The organism is Coleofasciculus sp. FACHB-712 (genome assembly GCF_014695635.1).
GTDB lineage: Bacteria > Cyanobacteriota > Cyanobacteriia > Cyanobacteriales > FACHB-T130 > FACHB-T130.
Genome location: NZ_JACJOQ010000552.1, coordinates 1 through 25,504 on the forward strand (window position 1 = coordinate 1; position 25,504 = coordinate 25,504).

The window sequence follows — 25,504 nt, forward strand, 5'->3', positions numbered from 1 at the left end:
ACAGCCGCGATCGCTAATGGATGGCTACCTGAAATTCTCTTCCAGTACCGTCAGCAGTATCCTGGGATTCAGACTCAGTGTGTCGTATTTGACTCGGCTGAATTTCTCTATCGAGCCATTACCAGCAGTCAGAATGATATAGGAATCTCAGATATTAGTTTTGCAGAGTTTTCGGAAATATCAGCAACCCCAATTGCTCCCATTCACTATTCTTTAGTTGTTGCGGCAAATCATCCTGTAGCGAATCAAACCTGGTTGAGTTTGAAAGAGCTGCAAAAAGAGCGATGGGTGATGCTAAATACTGGCTCTCCTAGTCGTTTAGTCTTTGAATCTCGGCTAACTGAATTAGGGATAAACTTTTCGGATTTTGCTCAAGTTGAAACTGTTGATACTCTGAGTTTGATGCGAACCTACATGATGCAGGGGAATTATTTAGGATTTGCGTCTAACTTTGAATTTAAAGCTGAATGTGAATCGGGAATGCTCGTTGCAATTCCCCTGCAAGAATTTGCCTTATCCGGTAATGTTTTCCTAGTGTTACCCAAACGATTAAGCCAATCTGCGCTTACAGACTCATCCTCGCAAAATCGGCGATCGCGCAACTCCAGCCCGATGCAAAAGTTCGTTGCTCTTGTTGAGAACCGTCAAGAGCAACAGCAAGCCTCTGTTTGTCCTCATTCAACCCCAGTGCGTTTGCGATCGCCTAACCCGATCATTGGTTCCAACTCTCTGCAACATCCTGAGACAATTGATTTAGCGATCGGTATTCAAAACAGCACGATTCCAACGGTGACCGCTGGCTTAGTAATTCAGCGCTTAGGCTTACTGGAACACTTCTTACCCAGAGAAGGACGCTACAGTTCTACCCAATACCGCATTCACTGGTGCGATTTTTCTACAGGAGCACCCATCATTCAGGGGTTACACTCCGGACAACTAGATATTGGCGTTTTAGGGGATTATCCCTTGTTACTGAGTGCTATCCAGCAAAATAATTCCAGTAGTGAAACTCGACAGACGCGACTAGTGAGCTTTGTTTCGACGAATCCCGATGGTTCCTGTAATGCCGTAATTGTTCCCAATAAGTCCAAACTGCAAAGTATTGAAGACTTGCGAGGAGGTGTGATTGCGGTTCCTTTCAGTTCTTCTGCACATGGGATGGTGATGCGATCGCTCAATTCTGCGAACTTACTTAACGAGGTTAAGCTTGCTTCCCTAGAGAACTCCAACATTACTCAGCCCTTTGGTTATTCAATTCAGGCAGATGGGTATGCCCACTTTGCTCCCTTTCACGATATTGCCTATCGTCAAGGCAAGTTTCGTTATTTGCCAGGTGACAATTTGAATATGTTACCGGCTTTTCATGGTGTAGTGGTGAGTGCAGAGTTAGCAGAACAGTATCCGGAAGTTGTAATCGCTTACCTAAAAGCCTTAAGCGCTGCCCAATATTGGTATACCATTACGCCCTCAGCGCTTTCTCTGATCAGCCAGTGGACAAACCTGGATGCCGAAATCGTCTCCCAAATTCTCAGCAATGTCTATCACCAGAATCAACCTGGGCGTTTTTTCTGCGAGATGATGATTCGTCCCGACTGGATTACTCAACACATTGCCCAACTGCGTCTAGTTCCCGGAAATGAAGGACTAGAGACAATTAACCTCGATCGCTGGATTCAAACCGAATTTCTTCATCAATCTCAGAACTTAAGCAGTTGGTAAAAGGGACAACAAAGGACACGCCAAGCCGCTATCGAAAGCAACACACTTGGGCTGTACGAGCAGTACAAATACGGTTTGCTTCAATCAACCCAACTCCATACTCTTGAGAGTTTCTTCGCGAATCAATTCAAAGACTTGCCGATTGAGATTTACAAAATCTGGTGAAAGCATCGTATCTATATGGCGGGGTCGATCGAGATTCACCACAACTGTTTCTTTGATATGCCCTGGACGAACGCCCATAACCAGAATGCGATCGCTCAAAAAGATGGCTTCTTCAATATCGTGGGTGACAAAAATAACCGTGGATTTCAAATCGCTCCAAATGTTCAGCAGCAACTCCTGCATCATGTGCCGAGTCTGAGCATCCAAGGCTGCAAACGGTTCATCCATCAACAATACTGAGGGTGAATTCACAAGCGCCCGCACAATGCTTGCACGTTGTTGCATTCCTCCTGATAGCTGATGAGGATAAGAATGACGATGTTTATACAGCCCAACTCGGTTTAAATAATCATTTACTAATTCAGTTCGTTCTATTCTAGAAACACCCCGAATTTTCAAACCAAATTCTACGTTCTCAAAAGTAGTTTTCCAAGGTAGGAGAGAGTATTGCTGAAAGACAAATCCGCGATCTGCTCCCGGTCTTTCAACGGGTTGCTCATCCACTAAGACCTGTCCCCTTGTTGGTTTCAGAAAACCAGCAATCAAGTTTAGGATCGTTGACTTACCGCAGCCCGATGGTCCCAACAAACAGACAAATTCACCAGGATTAATTTTGAAGTTTGTTGATTCTAGAACCAGCAAAGGCCCGTACTGGTCTCGTCGCTTAAAGGCAACAGATAAATCTTTAACTTCAACTGACCCTTTCGCCAAGGCGCTAACCTGCTTTTTTGCTAGGGTTGCCACAGCCTCTAAACCTCCCAAAATAGGCAACTTGAATATTCATTTTCAGGGAACTACACACCCTGCTTTTTTGTTACTCGCCAAGGCATCAGTAACTTCGTTAAGAGATCGACAATCAGCGTGCTTATCAAACCCATCAAACCAATCAGCAGCATTCCCATCACGATTGGTGGATAATTCGATGTAACATAAGACTCCCAAGTTAGATAACCCACTCCAAACCGACCCGCCAAAATTTCAGCTGTTACCAAACAAAACCAGGCATTTCCCATACCAATAACCAAACCGCTGGCAATGTTGGGCATCGCTCCTGGCACCACAATATCTTTAAAAATGTGCCACTGTTTAGCTCCCAAACACTGTCCTACTCGCAACAGCACTATATCTGTGCTTTCTACTCCCCGAATTGTGCTGATTAAAATTGGGAAGAATGCGCCTAGAAATGTGATGTACACCATCCCTGACTCTGCATTGGGAAACATGAGAATTGCCAGCGGTATCCAGGCGACGGCGGGAATTGGTCTGAGCAACTCTAATGGAATAAAAAGCAAATCTTCAATTTGCCGAAACCAGCCAATCATGATGCCCAAGCTAACGCCCAGAATAGCTGCAATTCCAAATCCCAGCAAAACTCGTTGAAGACTGGCAGTAATATGCACAGCGGCATTGCCAGAAAAGAATTCAACCGTTGCATTCCAAACTTCAACTGGAGAGGGTAAAAAGGTGAAATTGATGAAGAAATTGAACTGAGTGACGCACAAAAGCTGCCAGATTCCAAAGAATAAAACAATGGAAATTGCTCGCTTTAAATTGCGGCTTTTGAGCAGTGCCAGAATTATAAGCGCTAATTTTGACAAGGAGCGCTGCTTCAAAAATTTGCTACTCAGTACACTGTACTTCTCTCCTTTTGTCTTTCGTGCTGATTTTGGAGATACAGCCATTACAAACCTCTCATTTGAATCAATACGGTTCTATCGTTGCGATCGCTCCCCTTCATTCATCGCGCAACCGCTAAATCCTTTGACTGCGTATTTTTGGCATAAAGCTGCTGCAACTCTTGGAAGCTTGCCACCTTTGCTCCAGCTTTCCCGGCAAATGCTTGTGCATCTTTTTCTAGTAGGAATGCAGATACTTGATCGCCATTGCGAACATAGAAAGAATTTTGGGCGAATAATTTCCAACCTTTGTCGCGATCGTGTACGAAGGCTACAGCTGCTGTCTTGCCCTCAGACTTGAGCTGTTGCAGCTTTGTCAGCATATTCTTGATGGAGGCAAAACTGAGAACTTTATCTTCTCCTTCTACCCAAATCTGAGCTGCTAGTTTTGGATCTTGAATCGATTCTTGAGTGAGTGCATCATTGCCACGAATCAAATTATCCGCCGACTTAGCCACATCCTGTTCGCTAATGTTGCTCTCTTTGAGCGCTTGTTTCAGGTAACTATCGTCCGTCCAACTTACAATATCATCTGGGTTCACGCTGGCATCTAATTTTCCAATCTGCTTCAACGTCGTTACGCTATTTTTGAGCGCAGTGATTTGGTAGGGCTGAATTCTCGGATCGAGCTTTTGAATACCCGATGGACCGAGGAACATATAAAAGATTTCTTTCTCAACCCCTGTCCATTTCTCTAACTTCGCACTAAGGGCTTCTGGTTGTTCCCGGAAACGCTGATTCGCCTCCAACATTGCCCTTAGATAAGCCACCACAATTTCGGGATTTTCTTTCGCAAAGTCCGATCGCACTACAACTCCATGAAAGGTTGGAGTTTCCGTTTGTGCACCATCGTAAATCTTGCGAGCAAAGCCTCTAAAGGGAAACAACTCACCATAGGGCACAAAATCCGCATGAGCATCGATCTGACGGCTTCTCAGGCTCGTGCCACCTACTTCTGGTGATTGACTCACTAACGTCACTTCTTTCTGTGCATCAATGCCCTCATTCTTCAGCGCCCGCAGCAGCATCCCATGCGCCGAGGTTCCAAAGGGAACTGAAATGGTTTTCCCCTTCAAGTCTGCTAGTTTTTTATAAGGTGTGTCGGTGGGAACAACAACCGCATTTCCGGCTCCATTAGGGCTGTAGGCAAGGGATGAGATCAAAACAGTCTTAACGCCATTGCCTTTTTTCTGAAACGTGGTCAGGTTGATCGTTGCCGGAAAGTCTGCCATGCTGCCGATATCAATTTGATTCGCCAACATTTTGTTGGTAATTGGTGGGGCTGATGTGGAGCTAGACCACTCAATTTTGTACTCAACATTTTGATATTTCCCTGTTTTTGGCAGGTACTTCTCCAGCAGCTTTTCTTCTCGGATGACTGCACCACCTGTCACGGTGTTAATGGTTTGGTCTTGGGTACCAATCGCAATCCGAATCACCTTTTTGCCAGAGGAACTACCTGAAGTATTTGCAGAAGTATTTGCTGAAGTATTTGCTGAAGTGTTACTACAAGCGCTGGTAAAGGTTAAGGAAACAACTAGCAGAGAAAAAAGAACACTCTTTAAAGACAATAGTTTGATATGCATACGGCTCCATTCCCGCATTGAATCTACTGCCCCACTTGTTTCACGCAAATCATGTTGGAGCAGTAGCTAGTTTAATCTCCGGTTTATCGGTCGGAATACGACTGTTTTAACAGAATGCCATAGTCAAACACCGAAGACAAGATGTAATCCCCGGTTTATCGATAGACTTTTCGTATTTATAGATAGATTTTTTGAATTGAAGCTGCCAGATTTGGAAACTCGCGCTGGGGGGAAGCACCTTTTAAGATGCTGGCTATGCCTCGCGACGCCTATTCAACCTGCTTTTTATCAATTCCCGCGATCAGCTATAACGCTCAACGTCATTGAATCAATACTGCTGGTCAAGCAGATCGAGTTTCCGGAGGAAGTCCCAGTCTAGGAGACTCCCTCGCCACGACAGTGCAATTTGTAGGGGGAGCAGAATGAGGTGTCCTCCTACATCAGGTTGCCCTTGTCCAACAGAACAACGCCCCAATTTCCAACCGACGATAAGCCGACTATAAATAAAGGGATAAGCCGGACAGGATATTAACTCTTTCGTTTCTCTGCGGCGGTGTCGAGGGGAAGACGAATACTGAAAGTTGCGCCTTGACCTGGAGTGCTAGTAGCCGTAATCGTGCCGCCGTGTGCTTCCACAATCCGTCGCGCGATCGCTAACCCCAAACCCGTTCCGCTGCCTTTGCGCGAGGGATCTGCTGTATAAAATTGTTCAAAAATGCGGGGCAAATCGCTCTCTGTGATTCCGGTTCCCCGATCGCGAATTTTTACTGAAACCTGGGCACCTTCTATATTGCTTGAGACAGAAACTTTAGACTCTGGTACAGAGAACTTAATCGCGTTGTCCAATATATTTAGAAAAGCTTGCAATAGCCGTTCTGGATCGCCTTGGATTTGAACATCCGCAACCTCCACGCTGATGCCAACTTCCTTGGCTATCATGCGAGACTCCATTGCTCGCACCGCCCGTTCGATCAAGTCTCGCAGCTTTAGCGGTTGCTGTTCTAGTGGCGTTACACCAGCTTCGAGTCGTCCCAAATCCAGCAGATCCTTAATTAGCCTGGACAGGCGCAGGGTTTCATCCTGTGCAGTCTGGATGAAGCGATCGCGTAACTCCGGCTCCTCAGCCGCTCCATTGGCGAGTGCTTCTAGGGTGACATAGACGTTGCTAACAGGAGTCCGCAGTTCGTGGGACACATTTGCGAGGAATGCCCGCCGCTCTTTATCTAAGGAAGCCAGCCGTTCGCTCATGCGATTCAATTCACTGGCTAATTGACCCACTTCATCATCTTGATGAATGTTCAGCTTCTCACCTAAATGACCCCCACCCACCTCAATTGCAAAGTGGCACATCGCCTGAATCGGTCTGGCAATATTACGGGCAAGGCTTTCGCTAATCAGCGCACAAAGCAAGAGCGTCAAGAAGAGCGTTCCAAGAACGGTGAAAATGACGCGGCGAAACTGACGCTGAAACTGTTCTAAAGTGATCGACATCCGCAGCGCACCGAGCAGACGACCCTTCCGAAATATCGGTCGCACTGCATACACTCGGTCATCGTTGGATAGAATCCCTTTTGCTACCCCTTGCGTCGGCTGATTTTGTAGCGCTTCTCTCACGCCAGCAACAGCTAACCAGTTAGGGACTTGCCGATCTAGCTGGGGGGCGGAGGTGAATAGCAGGCGACCATCAGGTGCAAAGACGCGCAGGGTGACTGCTTCCGGTGAACCGTAGCGTTGCACTAGCACTCTTACCCGCTCAAGATCATTTTCCTCTAAAGCGTCAGCAACACTCTCGCTGAGGGCTGTTGTCCAGGCATCTAAATCAGCCTGTCTCGTCCTCATGAAATAGGCATGGAAAGAGAACAGAATATAGCTTGCCAGAATAGAAGTTCCTAATGCGGTGAGTGCTAAATAGGTAACTAACAGTTTCCGGTAAATTGAATTCCATCGGATATGAATTGCTAACCAGCTCCTTGAATTTTTCAAAGGTACAACTTCAATTTTTTTAATCTCCCTGTAGAGACTGTTGACCCACAGCGCGACCCCGGAGAACAGCTTTTATGCGTGCGAGAAGTTCGCGAGTGTTGAAGGGTTTGGTGATATAGTCATCTGCACCCGCTTCTAATCCCCAAACTTTGTCAATATCTTGGTCTTTAGCTGTCAGCATCAAAATCGGGATATTAGAAAATGCTCGGATGCGCCAGCAGAGTTCCATCCCATCAATGCCTGGTAGCATCAAGTCCAAAATAATCACATCCGGCACTTGCTTGTGGAACAACTTGAGTGCAGTCTGTCCATCCCCTGCGGTTGTCACTTGATAGCCTTCTTTAATTAAGGCGTAGCTGAGACTGGCACGTAATGCCTCTTCATCATCGATCAGTAAGACGTGTGGCATGCTGAGTTGACCTCTTCGTTCAAGTGTACCAGGTTGAGTTATTCCCTTTTGAATTTTAGATTTTGACTTTGAGCTTTTGAAATCTACCAATAGATAGTTTCTAAAATTAATCTTTTGTTAATTTAAAGCTAACGGGGATGAGTTTAAACGGAAAATGAAAATAGCGATCGCGTGCAGTCAGAACAACACCTTTACCGAGCAACTGCTATAGAATCTTACTGAATGGTTCGGGAAGGTCAGGTACCCGACTTTTTTTAGAGCAGTCAGGTATCTGAAGGGCTGGCTCACAACTTCAATAAGATTGCTAGATTTTCTAGTTAGGTTCAACCGTCGTCTATTTCGACTAGCTTATTTCTTGACGATAAACCCGATTTGATAAAAATTCTTGATTTTGATATGTTAAATTTTTTAGAGAGTATTTGAATTAACTCTTCATTTGCCTTACCATCTACAGGTGGCGACTTTAAATGAACCGTAAGGCTACCGTCCTCAGCTTCCTCAATTCTTTGGTTTTTTGAATTGGGTTTAACCTTTACTTGCTTCTTCATCTGGCTGGGGTGATGGTAATCTGGTTGTAGCTATCATGCGGGTTAACGATAAATTTCATAACCATAGCGATCGCTCAACACAGGTTTTTGTGTAGTGTAGTATACAAATATCGTTAGTATTAACTTCTGCCTGGAGATAGAAGTTTAGTTAGATTAGTCTCTAATATCTTTTATTTGAAAGGGCAAAGCTAAATCTACGAATTTAATCCATTGTCAATAAGTTTTGACGAAAAAAATTCATCCAGAAAAATTGGTCTAAAATTGCTATGATGAGTAGATAGTACGACGATATTCTAAATTTTAAATGCTCGTGTGGCAACCGCGTAGCGGTTGCCACACGAGCGCTCGATTTTTGGCATCCACTGAACTAACTTCACTTTTTTACAACACCACACCAGCATCTTCATCAACTGGATTCCTAACATGACAAAATATAACGTTAGCAATAGGAAGTGGCAAAAACTATCTTGCTGTAAAATTCATCAAGATGATTTATATTTAGCCGAATCTGGACAGCAAGATTCTGAAATATATCATCCAAATATAATAACTAAAACAGATTATCTGCTCAGCAAATCATCTAGGCTGATCGGCGAAAGTCAGGATCTAATCGCCACAAGTGAAGCGCTAATCGCTACAAGTGAAGCGCTAATCGCCACAAGGAAAAAGCTGCTCGTACAATCCAAGCAACTAATATATAGATAAGTAGATACTACAACCCGTCCAAAAATTCGAGCGATCGCGTAGCACCTGCTACGCAGGTGCTACGCGATCGCTTTCACCTTTAAAATCTACTAATAAGTTCAAATTTTGTCTTTTACAATACCTGCTAACATCTCCGTTAACTGGATTCAGAGCATGACAAAACACAAACTGAACAACAGGAAGTGGCAAAAATCAACTTGTTTTGAAGTTCCCCCATATCCTTTAGATTTGGCAGAATCTAAACAGCAAGATTCTGAGATATCCCAGCAAAATATAACAACCAGAACAGACTATCTGCTCAGCAGATCGTCTGAGCTTATCTGCGTAAGTCAGGAGCTAATCGCCACGAGCCAAGAGCTGATATTACTATCCGAACAGCTAATCACCCTAAGCTTGATGCTGAAAGAAAACAGCTTGATGCTGAAAAGCTGGCGAGAAAGATCAAAAGTTAAATCAAGGTTAGGGCATCCCGTTCGGGTTAATTCAGTTACATCTGATTAGCCATCAAACACAGGCTAAAAACTACTGAAAATTCTCCCTCATCTAATCATCCATTTATCCGAGCGAATCGGGGTTTTATCTTTGTAACCTCTAACAATTTGCTGTAACCATAGCCACCCGATGATGCAACCGAGCAGATAATGGGGGAAATCCCACCAAGAAAAGGTGGTTCCAAGCAACAGTTTGCCCAGAAAAGTCGAGCGAATCGAGTCTAAAACAGGTTGGTGCCACAGTTGCAGAAATTCGATCGTGCAGGTGATACCGAATACCCAAATTGGAATTTGGTTCATTGCTTTGCGACTCGGAAACAGGAAAAACCCGAACAAACACCAAAATATTTCGTATAAGATATCACCTGAGAAATCGTTGACCCAGCCGCGACCGAACCCAGTGTATTTCTTGGAGAGCAATCCCAGGGGCACAATAATCAGCAGCGAGAGGATAATCCGCTTGATATATTTGGCGTCTCGAAGCATTGGCTACACTTCCAAGCAGTTCTCAGTTCTGTATTCTATACATTTAGACTAAAGCCGCGCCAACGAGCAGGCTACTGCATCCAACTGAGCTTTATAGCACACAGAAGAGTTCAATATTTCCTTCTTAAGTAGGAGATTAATTTATATCCTAGTTGTTATTAATTACGCAATCTTATATAAATTTTTTATACTTAGACGATCTAATACTCAAGGTAGAGTATAAAGGTATACCAAAAATTATATTCTTAGTTTCTAAAGCTGAATATTGTTGGGAGAATAATAGTCATGAATAATCAAACAGATAACGTAGACAGCAGTCAACGAGTTGGTGAAGATAACTACGATCGGGGGATTGTACCTGCTGAAACCGCAGCACGTAGAGAAAGAGAGGGGAATGCATTTAAAACAACTCCCGGAAAAGATGATGAGGAAAAATCCCCTACTAACGATCAAACAAATGATGGAAGTATCGATACTACAGATGGCTACACGGTAGACAAAGAGGGTCTTTTAAATAACTATGCCATCGAACCCGAAATGTATGTGAACGAACCTGGAGACTTGAAAGCCAAAGAAGAAGCCGAGGCTGCCGAACGCGCTGAAACTGTCTCAGAATTACAGGACGATGAAGAAGGGAAGCTGACGATGGAAGGTGACAAGCGTCATCAAGGGCCAGGATTGATATAACGCAGAAAAATTTAGCTTTTGCGGCTTCTACCTTTTAGCGATGCTAAACAAGTGTAGAGGAAATTTTTAAATTAATTGGCAGGCGACGTGGATGTCGCCTGCTTATTTTTTCTATCTATTTGAATCGCCGTAGCCGATCACAGCAACTTTATGCCGATAGACTAGCTCGGCTCCGTACCAACCCGACAAACCGAGAAGGGTTGCCACAATAATTGAGATTGTAAGCCCTGTAGGCAATATGGCTCCTGAGGTATTGCCCCAACGGAGTGCAAAGTTGGCAATTGTCAGCCCTAGGGCGGCGACATTCAGTACCATGTGTGCCCAGCCAGCACTGCGCTTGCGAACTCGTTCAATTCTCAGAAAGTCCATCATGCCGCTTAGGGCTGCAAGCACCCCGCTTGCCAAGCCAATGCCGATTAGCCAAAAGGAGGCTTGTGCCCAGAAGAGATCTTTTGTCCACCAGTAGGCGAGATCCGCTGCTGCTGGCGTGGTCAAAAAAGCAATGGGAAAGGTGACGATCAGTGGATGTAGGGGATGTCCTGCGATCGCGACTGTGCTCGTCACCCCGCTATCTTGATAATCGGTCTCATCACTTTCAATCAGCGGCGGGATATTGGGAGTTTGTGTCATGTTCTTCTCTATGGATTCTAGGAGTTAGACGAGTGAAAGCAAGCGATCGCTATTAGCTATTAGCTTTGGGTTGCCGATCGTAACCCACTCAGCTAACCGCGAATAGCGAACCGCAAACAGTTCATCACTAGCCTGAAGGAATTTGCTCCACGCGCGCTTCCGCCAAAAGCGTCATTTTTCCCGATTCTAGATTTAATTGTTTGATGCGAAGCGACATTCCTTGTAGATCGAAGTTACTTAGGTTCAACAGTTCGCTCGATTTTTCTAATAGCGCCGCCGTCAGTTCCGGGGAGAGTTCCTTGCCTTCGGTATACTCAACGTCTTCCAGATTGACCTTCTGCCCATTTGCACCAACTCGGGGCACTGCTGTAAAGGCAATTTGCGTGGTTTCTCCAGATTCGCGCAGCAGCACGTCGGCACTCAATGCAATTTTGTTCTCACCAGGTAGGCGAAAATCTACCTTTTTAGTGTCAATAGTCATCGGTTGTCCATTGACTGATACCTGCATACTTTGCAGCTTACTACCGACAAATTCCGAGTTGAATGCCCGGTTGATGTCTGCTTCCGTCAACACAACGTGGGTCGTTGCATCAGTAGGTTTGGTTAATTCAATTTTGCCAAAAGCAGCGCTGAGGGGATTGATGGAGATGCCACGCATTTCCATTTTCATTTCCTCCATCCGGAGGTCTTTGTTCATCACCAAACCTTCACCTTCAACGGTGACTGAATCCACCTGTCCCTGAACCATTTTCAGTGGATCGCTCTGGATATCTACCGCTAATTCTTCTACTTCATCGAGTTGGCTAGATAATCCTATTTCCGCTGCTTTATTAAGTGCCTGCTGCCCCAGAGAAGCATCCTTATTCGTCGTCACGCCCTGTCTCCTGCCCTTGTCTTAATTGAGTCTGTTATTGAGTCAATCTAGCGACCCGTATTAAGAAGTGTATCTGCCTGATGGTGGAATGGTGACAAAGTGATCGGCTATACACAAATTTAAACTCAATATTTCATTCTTAAGATAGTGGCGCGGAACTGTTTTTATAATATCTAGCTTGTCAAATCTCTGTCATCAAAGTTCAGGCTATTTTAAATTTTCAAATATGATTTACGATAGATGCCGAATAACCAAAATAAAAATATACTAATCCAACCAAAAAAAAGAAAAGTCCTAAGGTTTTGAATCTTTTCTATCTTTGGATAGAGCCAATAAAAATTGGACGTTATAAAAAGGATAAATAAGGGGGATCTCTCAAAAGAGAGATGAATCTACTCGACAGAGATGACTATCTTCGAGATAGATTCCGATCCTATGATTATTGAGTGGAGAACAAAAGAATGGTAACGACACTAGATGATACCAAGCGCATAGCGATTGGCATGAAGTTGGCAGATATGAAAGCGCTGCAAAACTTGCTAATTGCTAACGAGCAAAAGTTCATCTCTGCGCTCGCCGATGATGATCTTCGCAAGCGCATACAAGATATGCTTGATGACGATCAGAAAAACCTCGGTGTTCTCGATACTGTAATTATTCAGTACGGTGTCAAAGCCGAACCCAAGGAATCCACAACTAAGATAATTGGTGAAGCTCAGAAGCTAATGGAAAGTTCTGAACTGACTTTGTTTGAAAAAGTATCTCAGCATGAATTGCTTAAGCATAAGCAAACCATGACGGGTCTACTGATTCACAAAGCTGCTCAAGTAGTTGGTGCTGATGTTGAAGCTGCCATTACTCCCTTGAATACCGTTAACTTTGAGAACCGCGCTCACCAAGAGCAACTGAAAGGTATTCTGGAAATTCTGGGTGTTCGCGAACTAACCGGACAAGAAGCCGATCAAGGACTGTGGGGACGGGTTCAAGACGCCGTTGCCGCATTATCAGGGGTATTTGGTAGTGCTGTCACCCAAACCTCCGACCGTTCTGATATGACCATCGGTGAAATTCTTCGCATGGATCATAGCAAGGCGAAGACCTTGTTTATGGAAATTGAGAATTCTAACGATGCTCAAAAGATCCAAGAATACTTCGGTCAGCTTTACAAAGACTTAATGGCTCACGCTAAAGCCGAAGAGCAAGTTGTTTATCCAGCAGTGCGCTCCTATTATCAGGACACGCAGGATCTGTATAACGAGCAAGCTGAGCAAGCTCGGATGCTGGATGAAATTAAGGCGATGAGTCCTTCTTCTTCTGAGTTCAAAGCGAAAGTTCGTCAGCTAAGCGACGCTACCAACCATCACATTAATCAAGAAGAGAACGAGATGTTCGCTAAGCTGCGCGATAATTTCAGCAGCGAGCAGCAACAACAAATGGCAACCGAGTTCAAATCTGTTAAGAGCAAGCTACAAGACCAGATGGCAGCTTCTAGCAAGTAGTAGTGCGCGCGAACAGAATTAACTCTGTAGGGAGGTTTGGAACGTAGTTTCCCTATAGTTAATAAGTGCGATCGCTAACTGCCATCGCTGGAATAAAGCAATTAAATCTAGGAGGGTCTATAAGCTATCCTCCTAGATTTATTTTATTGACGAGTTAATTTTTCTTGAGCGCGTAACTTTACGTTTTCTATTGAAGGAATATTGAAGGAATAAAGTATATCTATCCTTTTTTAGGTGTGAGATACCATTGGTTCAGCTATCCAGCTTTTTAGAGAAGCCGGAGAACTCCCGTTCACAAATCATTTACAGCGATATATTCTTGAAACTTATTTAGATGAATCATCACTATACTCAAGAACCCTAATTTTGCAAACTATCAAAAGTAGAAGTTTTAATAATTTGAATTCCAAATAAAAATCTATAAGTTAAAAGTATTTATCTCCTCTATAAACCATACTTTTGGATTCAGTCGCGGGAAAGATGAATTACTTTAAGAGATTGTGAGATTATTCATAAAGATTCAAAAATCATAATATTTCAAAGAAGGAACAAAAATGGTATCAACACTGGACGATACAAAGCGCATTGCGATCGCACAAAAATTGGCAGACATGAAAGCGACGCAAAATTTAATCATCTCTAACGAGCAAACACTGCTCGGTGCCACTCCCGATCAAGATGTGCGCGATCGCTTGCAGAATATGCTCCAGGACGACCAGAAAAACCTGGGCGTTCTAGAAACGGTAATTGTTCAGTACGGCGTTCCCTCTGAACCCCACGAGACAGTTCAGGAATTTGTTCAGAAGACCCAAGAATTAATGTCTGGTGATAAGCTGTCTCTCTACCAGAAATTAGTTCAACACGAACTCCTGAAGCACGCTCAGGCGATGAGCGGTATCGTAGTTCACAAAGCTGCTCAAGTCGTGGGTGCTGATATTGAACTGGCGATTGGACCTTTAAATGCTGTTAACTTTGAGAACCGCGCTCACCAGGAACAACTCAAAGGACTGCTAGAACTCGTGGGTGTCCGCGAACTGACTGGAAAAGACGCAGATCAGGGACTGTGGGCACGAGTTCAAGACGCTGTTGCAGCCTTGTCTGGTGTGTTTGGTAGCGCCGTCACCCAAAACACCGATAAGCAAGATATGAACATCCAGACGCTCATCCGCCTGGATCACAATAAGACCAACACCATCTTTACAGAAATTGGGGCTACTGACGATCCTCAAAAACTCCAAGAGTATTTTGGGCAGCTCTACAAAGATTTATTGGCACACGCTCAAGCCGAAGAAGAAATTGTTTACCCCAGAGTTCGGTCTTTCTACGGTGACGACAATACTCAAGAGCTGTACGATGAGCAAGCCGAAATGAAGCGGATGTTGGATGAAATTAAAGCGATCAACCCTGCTTCTTCCAAAGACGAATTCAAATCAAAAATTAAGCAGTTGATGGATGCGGTTGGCGATCATATTCGTCAAGAAGAAAGCACGATGTTTGCAGCCATTGACAACAATTGCAGCACCGAGCAAAAAGAGCAAATGTCTAGCGAATTCAAAGCTGCCAAGAGCAAAATTCAGCAAGAAATGGCAGCTTCGATGAAGTAATCGGAAGCACGTTCAACCTCTAAAGCCATACCTCTCTAAACTTAACTGACGTTTGCACTCCCACTACTTACGTGGTGGGAGTTTTTTTGTTTCACTAGGTAAATACACGCCCCCGCACTAGAAGCGTAGGTATACATAAACAAAGCCTGCCTACGCAGACTCAACTAAAAATTCTTCGGCCTACGGGGAGCAGCTTTTGTACGCACAAGACCCACCTTTCAAGGTATAGGCGTATACCCTAGGATGCATCCCATCGCTAACTCCTAACATCTATCAAAAAACCCGTTTTCTAGTTAGAAAACGGGTTTCTATTCTTTCAAGAAAAATCGGTAGTCATCTCAGCGTTAAGCATTGACAACATCGCCACCGTTGGGATGCAAAATCTGACCGGACATATAAGAAGAGTCGTCTGACGCCAAAAAGACGTAACTAGGCGCAACTTCTTCTGGCTGTCCAGCCCGTTGCATCGGCACTTGTTTACCAAAAGAGGCAACTTTTTCCTCTGGGAAAGTTGAAGGAATGAGTGGCGTCCAAATGGGGCCTGGTGCGACGCCATTCACGCGAATTCCCTTTTCCACCAGAGATTTTGAGAGCGATCGCGTAAAGGCAACAATGGCCCCTTTAGTAGACGAATAATCGAGCAGCTGCTGATTCCCTTTATAAGCTGTCACCGAAGTGGTGTTGATAATCGCGCTGCCTTCTTTGAGGTGCTTGAGTGCAGCTTTCGTCAAGAAAAACATTGAGAAAATGTTAGTCCGGAACGTGCGCTCAAGCTGTTCGGCAGTGATGTCTTCGATGCTTTCTTGAGGATGCTGTTCGGCAGCGTTGTTAACAAGAATATCGAGTTTCCCAAGCTCCGCAACCGTATTTTCTACAGCCTGCTGACAGAATTTTTCGTCACCAATGTCGCCAGGAATCGTAATACATTTGCGCCCTTGTTCTTCTACCAGCCGTTTCGTTTCTTGGGCATCATCGTGTTCGTTCAGATACATGATTGCCACGTCAGCGCCTTCTTTGGCAAAAAAGATAGAAACTGCGCGACCAATGCCACTATCACCGCCAGTAATCAACGCCACTTTATCGCGTAATTTGTTACTACCTTGATATTTACTATCGTCTGCCTTGGGGCTAGGCGTCATTTCTGATTCGGTACCCGGTCGATGGTCTTGATGTTGGGGTGGTTGTAGCTGTTGTTCTGCTGGCATTAGTGTGTCCTTAAACTGTGTCTAAAAAAATGAAATCCAGAGAAGATTTCTTGTTTCTATTCACCCAACACGCTAGCAACCCTCCAGATTGACTTAATCAATCTGGAGAGGGAAAAGAAAAGTGAATGTAGTTAACTTTTCGTTGTAAATTGACTGGGCAATTCTTTTTGATCGAGATCCGTAATCGGCGGGCCATTGAGTACCTCACCCGTAGGGCTGAAACGTCCACCGTGGCAAGGGCAATCCCAAGTTTTTTCGGCGTTATTCCAGTCAACAATGCATCCAGCGTGAGTACACACTGGAGAAAGCGAACAGAGATAATCCGTCTCGTCGCGGTAGACGGCATATTTCTTTCCGTTGATGTCAAGAATCTTGCCTTCGCCTGGTGCTACGTCCGAGGGTTCATTGCCCTCCGACTTGAAAAGCCGATCCGCTACAAAGTGCTTGGCGACGCCCAGATTCTCCGTCACAAACCGCTGGGCGCTGGCGAGGATATTCGCGCGATTGGGGTCGTAAAGGTCGCTCCAGGGATTCGTCCGTCCCAGAATCAAGTCGCTTGTTAGCATCCCGCCAACGGTGCCGAAGGTCATGCCGTTGCCAGAATAGCCGGTAGCAACGTAGATATTAGAATTCGCTGCGGTTTTCCCGATATAGGGTAGACCATCGACCGGCTCGTACAATTGAGCTGACCAGCGATAATCGATAGAGGCGACATCATAGAGCGATCGCGCATACACTTCCAAGCGCTCGAAACACGCCTCATTATCCACATCCTCACCCGTCTTGTGGTCTTCACCGCCAATAATCAGCAGGTCTTTGTAGCTGCGTGTATAGTGATACGGCTCCTCGGTATCCCAAAACAGTCCTGGCGGTAATGGCGATCGCAATCTCACTCCGATAACGTAAGAACGATACGGGGCAATTTTTGTGGACATTACATACAAGTCCGGGAGACTGTTCAGATTGTGAATCGGCGTATGAGTAGCAATAATCACATCTAGTGCCGTTACCGTCCCCTGTTCGGTAGAAACTCGACTCGGCTTGTCTCCGGTGATATCGACAACAGATGACTGCTCAAAAATAAAACTGCCACCACCGTCAATCGCCTTCGCAAGCCCTTGGAGATAGGGAATCGGGTTAAACTGCGCTTGATTGGGGAACATCACCGCCGCTTCTACCGGAAATGGCAGTGGCACATCCTTGGTCAAAGCAGCCGGAATCACTAACTTGCTAACCGCTTCCGCCTCTGACTCAATTTCAGACACATCCTGGGATTTTTCAGTGTAAAGATATCCCGGCACTCGCTGAAAATCACAATCAATCTTCTCTTCTGCCACAAACTTAGCAATGCGTTCAATCGCCGCACGACTGGATTCTGCTACCAGCTTCGCATCCGTGTCGCCCAAGGAGGAAATCAGGTCTTGGTAGCGTTCGTCAGCAGCTTCGGTGAGGTGGGCAGTCGTATAGCCGGTGACACCACTGCCAATTTGCGATCCCTCGATTACTGCAACCCTTAATCCAGCGCGTTTCAATAGCAACGCAGCGGTTAAGCCAGTAATGCCGCCGCCTACAATGGCAACATCTACGGTAATATCACTGGTCAATTGCGGGTATTTTGTCCCTTCTGTAGTGTCGAGCCAAACAGAGACGGAGGTTCCTGGTAAATTCATTCAGCGTTCTCCTGAGACAGTATAAATTTTTATATCTAGCGCTTTACCTATTACTGGGATAACGTCTGAAGGCGGAACCTGGTATCTGTAATTAGAAGTAAGTAAACTTTGATACTTTTCCCAGCAGCAATCAACACATAGCTAGTTGATTTTCATTACAATAAGATATAAAAGTTTCTTTTTCAGCAGACTTCAAGTTACCTTTTTGCAAGTTAAGTGGAAAGAATTAAAATGTCTAAATTTTTTAAGACTCTACTTTTATATAGTCCAGCCGTTTTGGGAATGGCCTTGCTGTTAGCAAACAGTGCAGTTGCACAAGAAGCGATTCCCAATAATCCAAATTCTCAAATGCCACTTCTAACAGAGCGTTATGGGTGTCTCAGTGGAAATGGCGATGGAACTTTTCAAGGCAATCGGCCTGTAACTCGGTATGAATTTGCTGCCGGTTTAAATGCCTGCTTAAATCAAGTTGAACAACTCATTGATAATCCTGCTGGAAATCGAGTTAATCAAGAAGGGTTAACGGTTCCAAGAAGCCAATTAGAAACCTATCGATTAGAGTTGGAGCGTTTGCGTAATCGAGTAGATAAGCTGGATACCCAGACAAGAGAACAGTCGAGCCAGTAGTTTTTTAAAAACAGAAAAAAAGAACGGTTGTGATTGAGGAACTGGATTTCTAATCCAATACTTCTCGATTAGTGATGTTACATCCAAAGAAAGCCCCCAAACCCTCTTTTAAAGCTACCGTATACGCACAAGACTTCTTTAACTTGCAAGTCCCGTTTTGATCCCCCAACCCCCCTTAAAAAAGGTGGCGAATTAAGTCAAAGTTCCCCTTAAAAAGGGAGATTTAGGGGATCAATCAACTTTTTGCCCCTTAACCCAAGATGTGCGTACACCGTAGCCTTAAAAGGGGAGCTAAGACCGAATCGCAAGTGTAGGTAGCGCTAAGACAAGTAAATTATCTAACTTCGATAGGATTGAGACCGTTAAACCGCAACCATTTCTTGATGCTCAATCTTCGTTCCCAAAAGTTTCAAGAATTCTGCCAACCAGTTAGGATGAGCAGGCCATGCAGGTGCTGTTACTAAGTTACCGTCAACCATTGCCTCGTCTGGTGGAATATGCACGTAAAGCCCACCTGCCCGGTTAACATCCGGGCCGCACGCGGGGTAAGCGGTGCAACTTCTGCCTTCTAGCACTCCCGCTGCCACCAAAACTTGTAACCCATGACAAATTGCGGCAATCGGTTTATTTGCTTCGGCAAAGTGGCGGGTGATTTCTAATACTTTCTGGTTCAAACGGATATATTCTGGCGCACGTCCACCAGGAACGACTAAGGCGTCGTATTCTGTCGCTTCCACTTCATCAAAGGTAGCGTTTAAGGTGAAGTTGTGACCGGGTTTTTCACTATAAGTTTGGTCGCCTTCAAAGTCATGGATTGCGGTTCGCACCTCGTCCCCTGCTTTCTTATTGGGGCAAATCGCATGGACAGTATGCCCAACCATTTGTAATGCCTGGAATGGCACCATTACTTCGTAGTCTTCAACAAAGTCACCGACGAGCATCAAGATTTTTTTTCCCGCCATTTTCCTAACTCCTGTTTGATTGCTTGGATGTTGCAGTCTGTGGCTCCATAATAGAACCCATAAACAGCAAACTTCCAGTATCATCATCCCGAATCGCGCAGAAAAACGGGCGGTCAACCACCATGCTAAAGGGAGGGTCGGGGGGACCGAATGAGGCTTCTATACCAGTTGCGGCGGCGGCTTCGGTTCCTTCTTCGGTGACTTCGAGAAAGGTTTTATGGATGACGCTGGCAATGGCAATGTCTTGGGCAGACATCTGCTGGAAACCTCCTTCAAAAGCCATTCCCATCCCCAAGGCAATCAGGGCATCATTGAGTGCTACTTCATACTCTAGCTGAAAGCGGGGTAAAACAAGTGTTCCTTCCTCTCGCCAGAATTGGTAAATCCATTGATTCCAGTTTTCAGCGTTCAGATTTTTGTGGAATGCTTGCAAGTTTGAGTCTTGATCTGGAAGGAAGATGTACATACTCACCTGTTCACTACCGTAGGGTAAATTAACCGCCTGAAAGTTCTTACCTTGGTAGTAGCGGTAGGTTCTGTGCTGAGACATCATCGGGTACTGTTTCTGCGTCCCATCAAGTAATGTAAAGGCTCTATCGTGTGTATTTTCTTTATCGAAAGGGCTTGCCCAAATACCTTTAAAATAGATAGCGTTAATTAGGATTAAAACGGTTTGAGGGTCAAGCTTTTGGAGAATTGTCTCGATTTTGCCGTGGGTGTTTTCGCTTACCCAGTTGTTAATAGTTGCCAAAGCATCGGAACTACTAAAGTCCAGGTTGGTTACTTTTGCACCGTAGAACTCTTGGGTTCGCTTCAAAAAATCCCGTTTAAATTCCACATTCTGATTCGCCCAAAGCGAATTAGCGATCGCTAACTCCACCTCGTTATCCAGATTTTCTAGCGATTGTTTCAACTGTAAGTTAGCTTCGTTGACTTGTTGCAAGCTCATTTCTTGCAATTCCAGCGCGATCGCCATTGCCGCTTGTGTCTGCCCCACACTGCCGTTATAGGTCATTGAGAGCGCGATCGCTATGCTTGCTGGAGAAACAAAAATGTTTTTGTCAGGCTCCTGCTTTGTAAGTTCCCTAAATAGTTTGAAGGCAAATTGAGTATTCGCTGCGACAAGTTTGTTATTAACCATTGCATCGTTTCCAATAATTACAGCGAACCGGGAAATGAGCGGTTATCAAAAAACTTAAGGTAATTTGTAGCTAGAGACTCGTACGACTAACTCGCCATCGCGGGGATTCCGGCTAAAGATAAATGCGCCTTCTTCCTTTTCGCCGCCGGAGAGAAAGTCAATTTGTTGTTCGCCAGTTTCTTCAACTTTCCCATTAACCCGCAACTCGGCAATAATCTGGACTGATTCAGCAGTTTCTCCACCAGTATTCGTCACTTCAAAAGGGATGTAGAATTGCTCTTGGGTTTGACGAAGTTCTCTTTCCTTCGCAATGACTGATAGAATTGGGGGTTGATTTTTCTGGGTTGCCCAGTCATACAGCACCAGTCCCACCAGTAGCACCACAATGCACGTCGCGATCGCAAAGGAAACCCATTCTGCAAGCGATCGCGGCGGTCGTTGCTGTTGGGATGAATCGCTATCTTGATTCGTTTGGCTCATGCTAGCAACCTTCCTGCTGCGCCACCTACAGTGGCTGGGAGTCCTAGTAACAATGTATAGCTCAACCACATTTGCCACGGATCGTCAAAGCTCAGCTGGTGGAAGAACCACAACATAAATGTGGCTGCCAGAAGCGACACTAAATAGGAGCAAACAGTTTCGCTTAAGGGACGCTGAAAAAGTCCTTGCTGTTGTTTCCGTTGTTGTTGATTAGTAAAGCCAGCCTGAAAGACAATCCCATAAGAAATTAACAGCGAGGCAACAATAATCGCAATCAGCCACGGAGGGGAAGAAGCAGCGACTAGCATGGGAATTTCGTCAGTAGGCGCAATGTTAAAGGCAATAATCGTGGCACCAATCAAAGTACCCCCAATATCTGCCAAGGTCGCATTGAGACGGGTTTTGTCTGGTTGTGGGGGATTTTCATCGCTGTTAGGAGATTGATAGCGATCGCCACTTAAAAAAGAACGCGCTAGCGCCACACCCAAAGCAAACGGTACACTCTCGAAGATTATTTTTCCTAATGCTTCACCCAAAGAGGTATCGAAGGTGATTTCGCGCAATAAAATTAGGATACTTGTCGCGCAGACGACGCCGATAGCGATCGCTTCAAGGGTATCTATCACCGCTTCACCCGGTCGAATATCCTTATATTTGCGAAAGCCTTCGGTGCGATTGAGCAGGAAAACGACGATAAACGTGGCAGCGATCGCAGCTAGCATCACCGGCGGTTCCGTGAACGACCCAATCCACCAGACTTCCATCGTGTACAGTAGCGGAATTCCGAATAAAAACCCACCCGCGGCACCCCGCAGTAGATCATCCCATTCTTTCGACCAAATGTTTTCGGGTTTATGTTTTGGAGCGCGTTTAATCTTCATTAGGGGGGCATCGACTTTTCATCCGCTTATGCCAAGCCAAAAGTCATTCTCAAGCAACCAAGCCAGAGGCAATAACAGATGAAGCTAGCGGTAAGCCGTTCGTCAACTTATTCCTTAAATGTTATCAAACCCTGACTCTCGAATAATGTAAATCATTCAATAGCCGTCTTATTTGATTTCGGAAGAAATGAACTGCTCCAAGTCCCACAGGGCGATCCAACAAGACAATAGAGAATTTAATAACTACTGCAAGGATTGCTGTCGAAGCAGATAAAAGCCAGGAGGAAGAGAAAATTCTGAATCGTTTGTTTTCCTAACTCCTGGCTTTTCTACCCGATTTTTAAGTTGTTTTACGCCATCTTTTCCCAAACTCATCGAGGGTTGCTTTCGGAATCTGCGTCTGAAGCCACTCCAGCGCATCATCTTGATGAGGCAACCCTTGGTAGTATTTGCACATATTCACCAGATTAACTGGAGGCACTTGTGTGGGGTTGGTGAGCGCATTCCAGGTAGTTGTTCCCACAACTCCATCCGCCTTTAACCCTTGGGATTTCTGAAAAGCAATCACAGCCGTTTCTGTGCCCGTACCAAAACTACCATCAATGGGACCCGGATTAAAACCTTTGTCTTTCAACAACTGCTGCAATTGTTTGACTTTTTCTCCTCGCGATCCAACTCTTAAGGAACCATCGTCTGTCGGAACACCGATTGCACTCAACTTTTGACGAACGGCTTGACGCAAACGGGGTAGTTGAGCGTATAACCAATCACCAGGGCAATCAGTGGCAGAAAAATCTCGATGCCCTTTGATATTATCAGGAGAAATTTTGCAGGAACTGCAAATTGAAACGCATAAATCGACTAAACTATTCCATTGTTTTTCACCCATCTGATGGGTCATGAATCTGCCTTCATTTTCAATTCCCGGCGATTCATTGCCTAGAGCACTGCCAGCATGAGACGAGCGAATACACAAACCTCGTTTAATTTTTGCTAAAGTGCCATTTCTTCCTTCTAGGAGAACGCCGTCCGTTGTATTCAAAAAATTATGACCGGAATCCCACCAGCCGAAAACATCCATGTGGGTATTCTGAACACTTTTGGCAAATTTTTTCGCTCCATCCACAGTTCCTTTCGATATATGGCTGGGGGGATTGGGCGTATCGGTATGGTGAACGATCACGTATTTAGGTGTGGTTTCCTCTGACCACTGTTTGGGGGGTCTGGCCCCCCACTCCTGACATGAAATAACGCTAGCGGTAAAAGGCATGTTGAAGATGTCCTGTAAAGTTGACGGCAGATGAATAATGAGCGTGATGGGACAAACCACAAACGCTTTCTCTAGCACTGCCAGCATCGTTTGTAACCTAATAACTATGCCGCAGCAAGGTAAGTAGCAATTTTTTTCACATTTCTTGATAGCTCAGATTAAGTTAAATTCTTGGAGTGCGGGTAAAAAGTTTTGGTTTTCGTGACTGGGGCGGCTGAGTTTGATGAGAGCAAAGCGTTGAGCGGGAGTGAGTTCTGCCCATTGTTGGGGTGTCAGTATTGCTCCAAATTCTGCTGCCTTTTCCTGAATGTTAGCCGGTATTTTTGTAGCATCCATCCAATCTGGATGAGGTTCTATCGGCAGGTCGCTGGGAGAGACGCCCATGTGTTCTACAACGAATTGGTGCAGTAATTTCCGGTAGGCTTGAGCTTCATCTGTTGTGGTACAGGGCATCTCTACCAGGGTTTGTCGTTCCGCTTGACTAAATTGGTGCCAGTGAGGCAATTTTAGTTTGACGCCGCAAGTGTCTAATTTCATCCGCACCTGCATCGGAATGCAACGCAAGGACTCTACAAAATCGGCTTCAAATTGAAAGAAATTAGTTGTAGATTTGTCAGCCTTCATTAATTTTCGAGGTAATTAATCTATTAAAAATAACAAAAATTTTGATAAAAAACTTTTCCAAAGAAAAAGCTCCTAAAGGCATGAACTGCGACTACTAGGAGCATTACCACAATCGTAAAAAGCTTTCAATATCGGCAGGATTCAAGGGCTGGTTTGTGGAAAGTCACTAGCAGCAGTATAGAGGGGCATCGGGGTGGGGTTTTGCAACCCGGTCGGCGTGCGCGATCGCTGCGTTTGAATCAACGAGACTTGGGTAGTCAACAGGAAACTGACAAAACTGGCAATCACCAGAACCGGCACCATTGCGGTGTCTGAAAGCACGCTGAGAATTACAGTGGAACTAATCGGTGTTTTCGTCACCGCCACGTTAACTGCCGCCATCATGCAAATCATACCGATTGTCGGGTGGATTTGTGGAAAAGCCAGAGAAATTGCCAAGCCAACTGCTGCACCAATGTAAAACAGCGGAAAGATGAATCCTCCCCGGAAACCGGAGTGGAGAGTGAAACTAACTGCTAGCATCTTCGCAAACGCGATCGCGAGCAACATCGTCACTCCAAACGTCGAACCTGTTTCGACAATCGTATGAATTTCCTTTTCGCCAAAAAATAGGGTCTGAGGAAACACTAAAGCAATCAGCCCAATTGCGAACCCTCCCAAAGTAGCCAGCGCAATCGTGTGGTGTTCGATGTATTGAGCCAAGTACCCAATACTCCGGAACAGAACAATAAAGATGATCGCAATCAGCGCCCCTAGCGCCCCCAGCAGTGCACCTTGACCCAAATTAACCAGGGAAAGCTTAGGAGGTGCGACAAAGTGATACATCCCCCCAATCGTCAACCCCGTATTAAATCGAAACACAAAAAAGCTTAAAATTGCCGAAAGCACGGCAGGAATGAGCGCTTCGTAGTATTCCAATCCCCGACGATGGGGAATTTCTAGGGCGAAGAGTGCGCCACCAAGAGGCGCACCAAAGAAGGCACCCAGTGCCGCACTCATGCCGCAGAAAGTCAGCACGCGAGTTGTCGTCAGGCTCAGATTGAGCTTTTGACCCAGCCAGCCGCCAAAACTGCCATTGATTTGTACTAGCGGGGCTTCAGGACCCGCACTGCCACCGGCTGTAATCGAAAACAGGGAAGCGACAATCATTGCCGGAGTTTGGCGTAGGGAAATTCGTCCTGGATCGTGTACCTTATCAACGACTAGAGAAACTTCACCGGGAAGCCCCATGAAGTGCAGTGTGAGACCGACAAAAAATCCCCCAATTGTGGTAGCAATCCACACGTAATTCCAGGAGGGAAATCCGCTAGGGAAGTAAGGATTCAAAATATCAGGGAGCGTGTGCCAAACAAAATGCAGGCTTAATTCCAGTGCGTAATAATAAACCGTTGCAACTAATCCTCCAGCAATTCCAATGACTGCCGAACAGAGGATAATTTGCTGATAAGTTAGTTCGCCTGCACTGTTGAAATCGTTAGGTAATGTATCAGCATATACGTTATGCTCGTTGCTGGCAGTTGTTCGATCGGGAGACGACATAAAATCTCCTCAAAGTCACTAGCAGTGTGAGTAGGAAAGCAAG

24 protein-coding genes are annotated in these 25,504 nt (G+C 45.2%); 6 read left to right on the top strand and 18 right to left on the bottom strand.

The window, feature by feature from the left end:
* Window positions 1-1,719, top strand: a 1,719-nt coding sequence (locus H6F50_RS19510) for a LysR substrate-binding domain-containing protein (protein ID WP_190429977.1), incomplete at its 5' end; no start/stop codon positions are given.
* Between the two features lie 84 nt (window positions 1,720-1,803).
* Here the strand turns inward: H6F50_RS19510 and H6F50_RS19515 are convergent.
* The 6 genes from H6F50_RS19515 to H6F50_RS19540 all read right to left on the bottom strand — a co-directional run bounded on the left by H6F50_RS19515 (window position 1,804) and on the right by H6F50_RS19540 (window position 8,086).
* On the bottom strand, window positions 1,804-2,628 hold the full coding sequence (locus H6F50_RS19515) for an ATP-binding cassette domain-containing protein (protein ID WP_190429978.1): 825 nt from the start codon (window positions 2,626-2,628) through the stop codon (window positions 1,804-1,806).
* Window positions 2,629-2,678: 50 nt separating this feature from the next.
* Window positions 2,679-3,566 (bottom strand): ABC transporter permease, encoded by an 888-nt coding sequence (locus tag H6F50_RS19520; protein ID WP_190429979.1) that lies wholly within the window; start codon window positions 3,564-3,566, stop codon window positions 2,679-2,681.
* A gap of 56 nt (window positions 3,567-3,622) precedes the next feature.
* Window positions 3,623-5,146, bottom strand: coding sequence for an ABC transporter substrate-binding protein (locus H6F50_RS19525; RefSeq protein WP_190429980.1), 1,524 nt, complete (start codon window positions 5,144-5,146; stop codon window positions 3,623-3,625).
* A 528-nt stretch (window positions 5,147-5,674) separates the two neighbouring features.
* Entirely contained in the window at window positions 5,675-7,129 is a 1,455-nt protein-coding gene (locus H6F50_RS19530; RefSeq protein ID WP_190429981.1) for a HAMP domain-containing sensor histidine kinase, read from the bottom strand.
* A gap of 19 nt (window positions 7,130-7,148) precedes the next feature.
* Window positions 7,149-7,538 carry a response regulator gene (locus tag H6F50_RS19535; RefSeq protein ID WP_190415056.1) on the bottom strand — a complete coding sequence of 130 codons (390 nt, stop codon included), beginning with the start codon at window positions 7,536-7,538 and terminating at the stop codon, window positions 7,149-7,151.
* Window positions 7,539-7,861: 323 nt separating this feature from the next.
* On the bottom strand, window positions 7,862-8,086 hold the full coding sequence (locus H6F50_RS19540; protein ID WP_190429982.1) for a DUF167 domain-containing protein: 225 nt from the start codon (window positions 8,084-8,086) through the stop codon (window positions 7,862-7,864).
* Window positions 8,087-8,944: 858 nt separating this feature from the next.
* On the opposite strand from H6F50_RS19540, the gene H6F50_RS19545 reads away from it, so the two are divergent.
* Window positions 8,945-9,292, top strand: coding sequence for a hypothetical protein (locus H6F50_RS19545; RefSeq protein ID WP_190429983.1), 348 nt, complete (start codon window positions 8,945-8,947; stop codon window positions 9,290-9,292).
* Between the two features lie 38 nt (window positions 9,293-9,330).
* On the opposite strand, the gene H6F50_RS19550 is transcribed toward H6F50_RS19545, so the two are convergent.
* Entirely contained in the window at window positions 9,331-9,768 is a 438-nt protein-coding gene (locus H6F50_RS19550; RefSeq protein ID WP_190429984.1) for a DUF2809 domain-containing protein, read from the bottom strand.
* Between the two features lie 285 nt (window positions 9,769-10,053).
* On the opposite strand from H6F50_RS19550, the gene H6F50_RS19555 reads away from it, so the two are divergent.
* Window positions 10,054-10,455, top strand: a complete 402-nt coding sequence (locus H6F50_RS19555; protein WP_190415053.1) for a hypothetical protein — start codon at window positions 10,054-10,056, stop codon at window positions 10,453-10,455.
* A 111-nt stretch (window positions 10,456-10,566) separates the two neighbouring features.
* Here H6F50_RS19555 and H6F50_RS19560 read toward each other — a convergent pair whose 3' ends face one another.
* Both H6F50_RS19560 and H6F50_RS19565 read right to left on the bottom strand, forming a co-directional pair.
* Window positions 10,567-11,085: a DUF2231 domain-containing protein gene (locus H6F50_RS19560; RefSeq protein WP_190415052.1), complete on the bottom strand. Its 519-nt coding sequence runs from the start codon at window positions 11,083-11,085 to the stop codon at window positions 10,567-10,569.
* 127 nt (window positions 11,086-11,212) lie between these two features.
* Window positions 11,213-11,959 carry a DUF2993 domain-containing protein gene (locus H6F50_RS19565; protein ID WP_339380440.1) on the bottom strand — a complete coding sequence of 249 codons (747 nt, stop codon included), beginning with the start codon at window positions 11,957-11,959 and terminating at the stop codon, window positions 11,213-11,215.
* Between the two features lie 461 nt (window positions 11,960-12,420).
* Here H6F50_RS19565 and H6F50_RS19570 point away from each other — a divergent pair, with 461 nt between their 5' ends.
* On the top strand, window positions 12,421-13,458 hold the full coding sequence (locus H6F50_RS19570; protein ID WP_190415051.1) for a hemerythrin domain-containing protein: 1,038 nt from the start codon (window positions 12,421-12,423) through the stop codon (window positions 13,456-13,458).
* A 554-nt stretch (window positions 13,459-14,012) separates the two neighbouring features.
* Window positions 14,013-15,062 carry a hemerythrin domain-containing protein gene (locus H6F50_RS19575; protein ID WP_190429985.1) on the top strand — a complete coding sequence of 350 codons (1,050 nt, stop codon included), beginning with the start codon at window positions 14,013-14,015 and terminating at the stop codon, window positions 15,060-15,062.
* Between the two features lie 344 nt (window positions 15,063-15,406).
* Here the strand turns inward: H6F50_RS19575 and H6F50_RS19580 are convergent, their stop codons facing one another.
* A complete protein-coding gene (locus tag H6F50_RS19580; RefSeq protein WP_190429986.1) occupies window positions 15,407-16,267 on the bottom strand; it encodes an SDR family oxidoreductase in 861 nt (286 codons plus the stop codon).
* Between the two features lie 131 nt (window positions 16,268-16,398).
* The gene (locus H6F50_RS19585) at window positions 16,399-17,937 is read right to left on the bottom strand and encodes an FAD-dependent oxidoreductase (RefSeq protein WP_190429987.1); all 1,539 of its coding nucleotides are present in this window, start codon (window positions 17,935-17,937) and stop codon (window positions 16,399-16,401) included.
* Between the two features lie 231 nt (window positions 17,938-18,168).
* Here H6F50_RS19585 and H6F50_RS19590 point away from each other — a divergent pair, with 231 nt between their 5' ends.
* Window positions 18,169-18,564, top strand: coding sequence for an S-layer homology domain-containing protein (locus H6F50_RS19590; protein WP_190429988.1), 396 nt, complete (start codon window positions 18,169-18,171; stop codon window positions 18,562-18,564).
* A 362-nt stretch (window positions 18,565-18,926) separates the two neighbouring features.
* Here H6F50_RS19590 and H6F50_RS19595 read toward each other — a convergent pair whose 3' ends face one another.
* The 7 genes from H6F50_RS19595 to H6F50_RS19625 form a co-directional block, all read right to left on the bottom strand.
* Window positions 18,927-19,526 carry a DJ-1/PfpI family protein gene (locus H6F50_RS19595; RefSeq protein WP_190415889.1) on the bottom strand — a complete coding sequence of 200 codons (600 nt, stop codon included), beginning with the start codon at window positions 19,524-19,526 and terminating at the stop codon, window positions 18,927-18,929.
* 4 nt (window positions 19,527-19,530) lie between these two features.
* Window positions 19,531-20,667 carry a serpin family protein gene (locus tag H6F50_RS19600; RefSeq protein ID WP_190429989.1) on the bottom strand — a complete coding sequence of 379 codons (1,137 nt, stop codon included), beginning with the start codon at window positions 20,665-20,667 and terminating at the stop codon, window positions 19,531-19,533.
* A 54-nt stretch (window positions 20,668-20,721) separates the two neighbouring features.
* On the bottom strand, window positions 20,722-21,147 hold the full coding sequence (locus H6F50_RS19605; RefSeq protein WP_190429990.1) for a TIGR02588 family protein: 426 nt from the start codon (window positions 21,145-21,147) through the stop codon (window positions 20,722-20,724).
* Window positions 21,144-22,028, bottom strand: coding sequence for a TIGR02587 family membrane protein (locus H6F50_RS19610; protein WP_190429991.1), 885 nt, complete (start codon window positions 22,026-22,028; stop codon window positions 21,144-21,146). Before H6F50_RS19610 ends, H6F50_RS19605 begins: the two co-directional genes overlap by 4 nt.
* Window positions 22,029-22,368: 340 nt before the next feature.
* Window positions 22,369-23,385, bottom strand: coding sequence for a peptidoglycan-binding protein (locus H6F50_RS19615; RefSeq protein ID WP_242029117.1), 1,017 nt, complete (start codon window positions 23,383-23,385; stop codon window positions 22,369-22,371).
* 66 nt (window positions 23,386-23,451) lie between these two features.
* On the bottom strand, window positions 23,452-23,922 hold the full coding sequence (locus H6F50_RS19620; RefSeq protein WP_190429992.1) for a nitrate reductase associated protein: 471 nt from the start codon (window positions 23,920-23,922) through the stop codon (window positions 23,452-23,454).
* A 141-nt stretch (window positions 23,923-24,063) separates the two neighbouring features.
* Window positions 24,064-25,461, bottom strand: a complete 1,398-nt coding sequence (locus H6F50_RS19625; protein ID WP_190429993.1) for a chloride channel protein — start codon at window positions 25,459-25,461, stop codon at window positions 24,064-24,066.
* Between the last annotated feature and the right edge of the window lie 43 nt (window positions 25,462-25,504).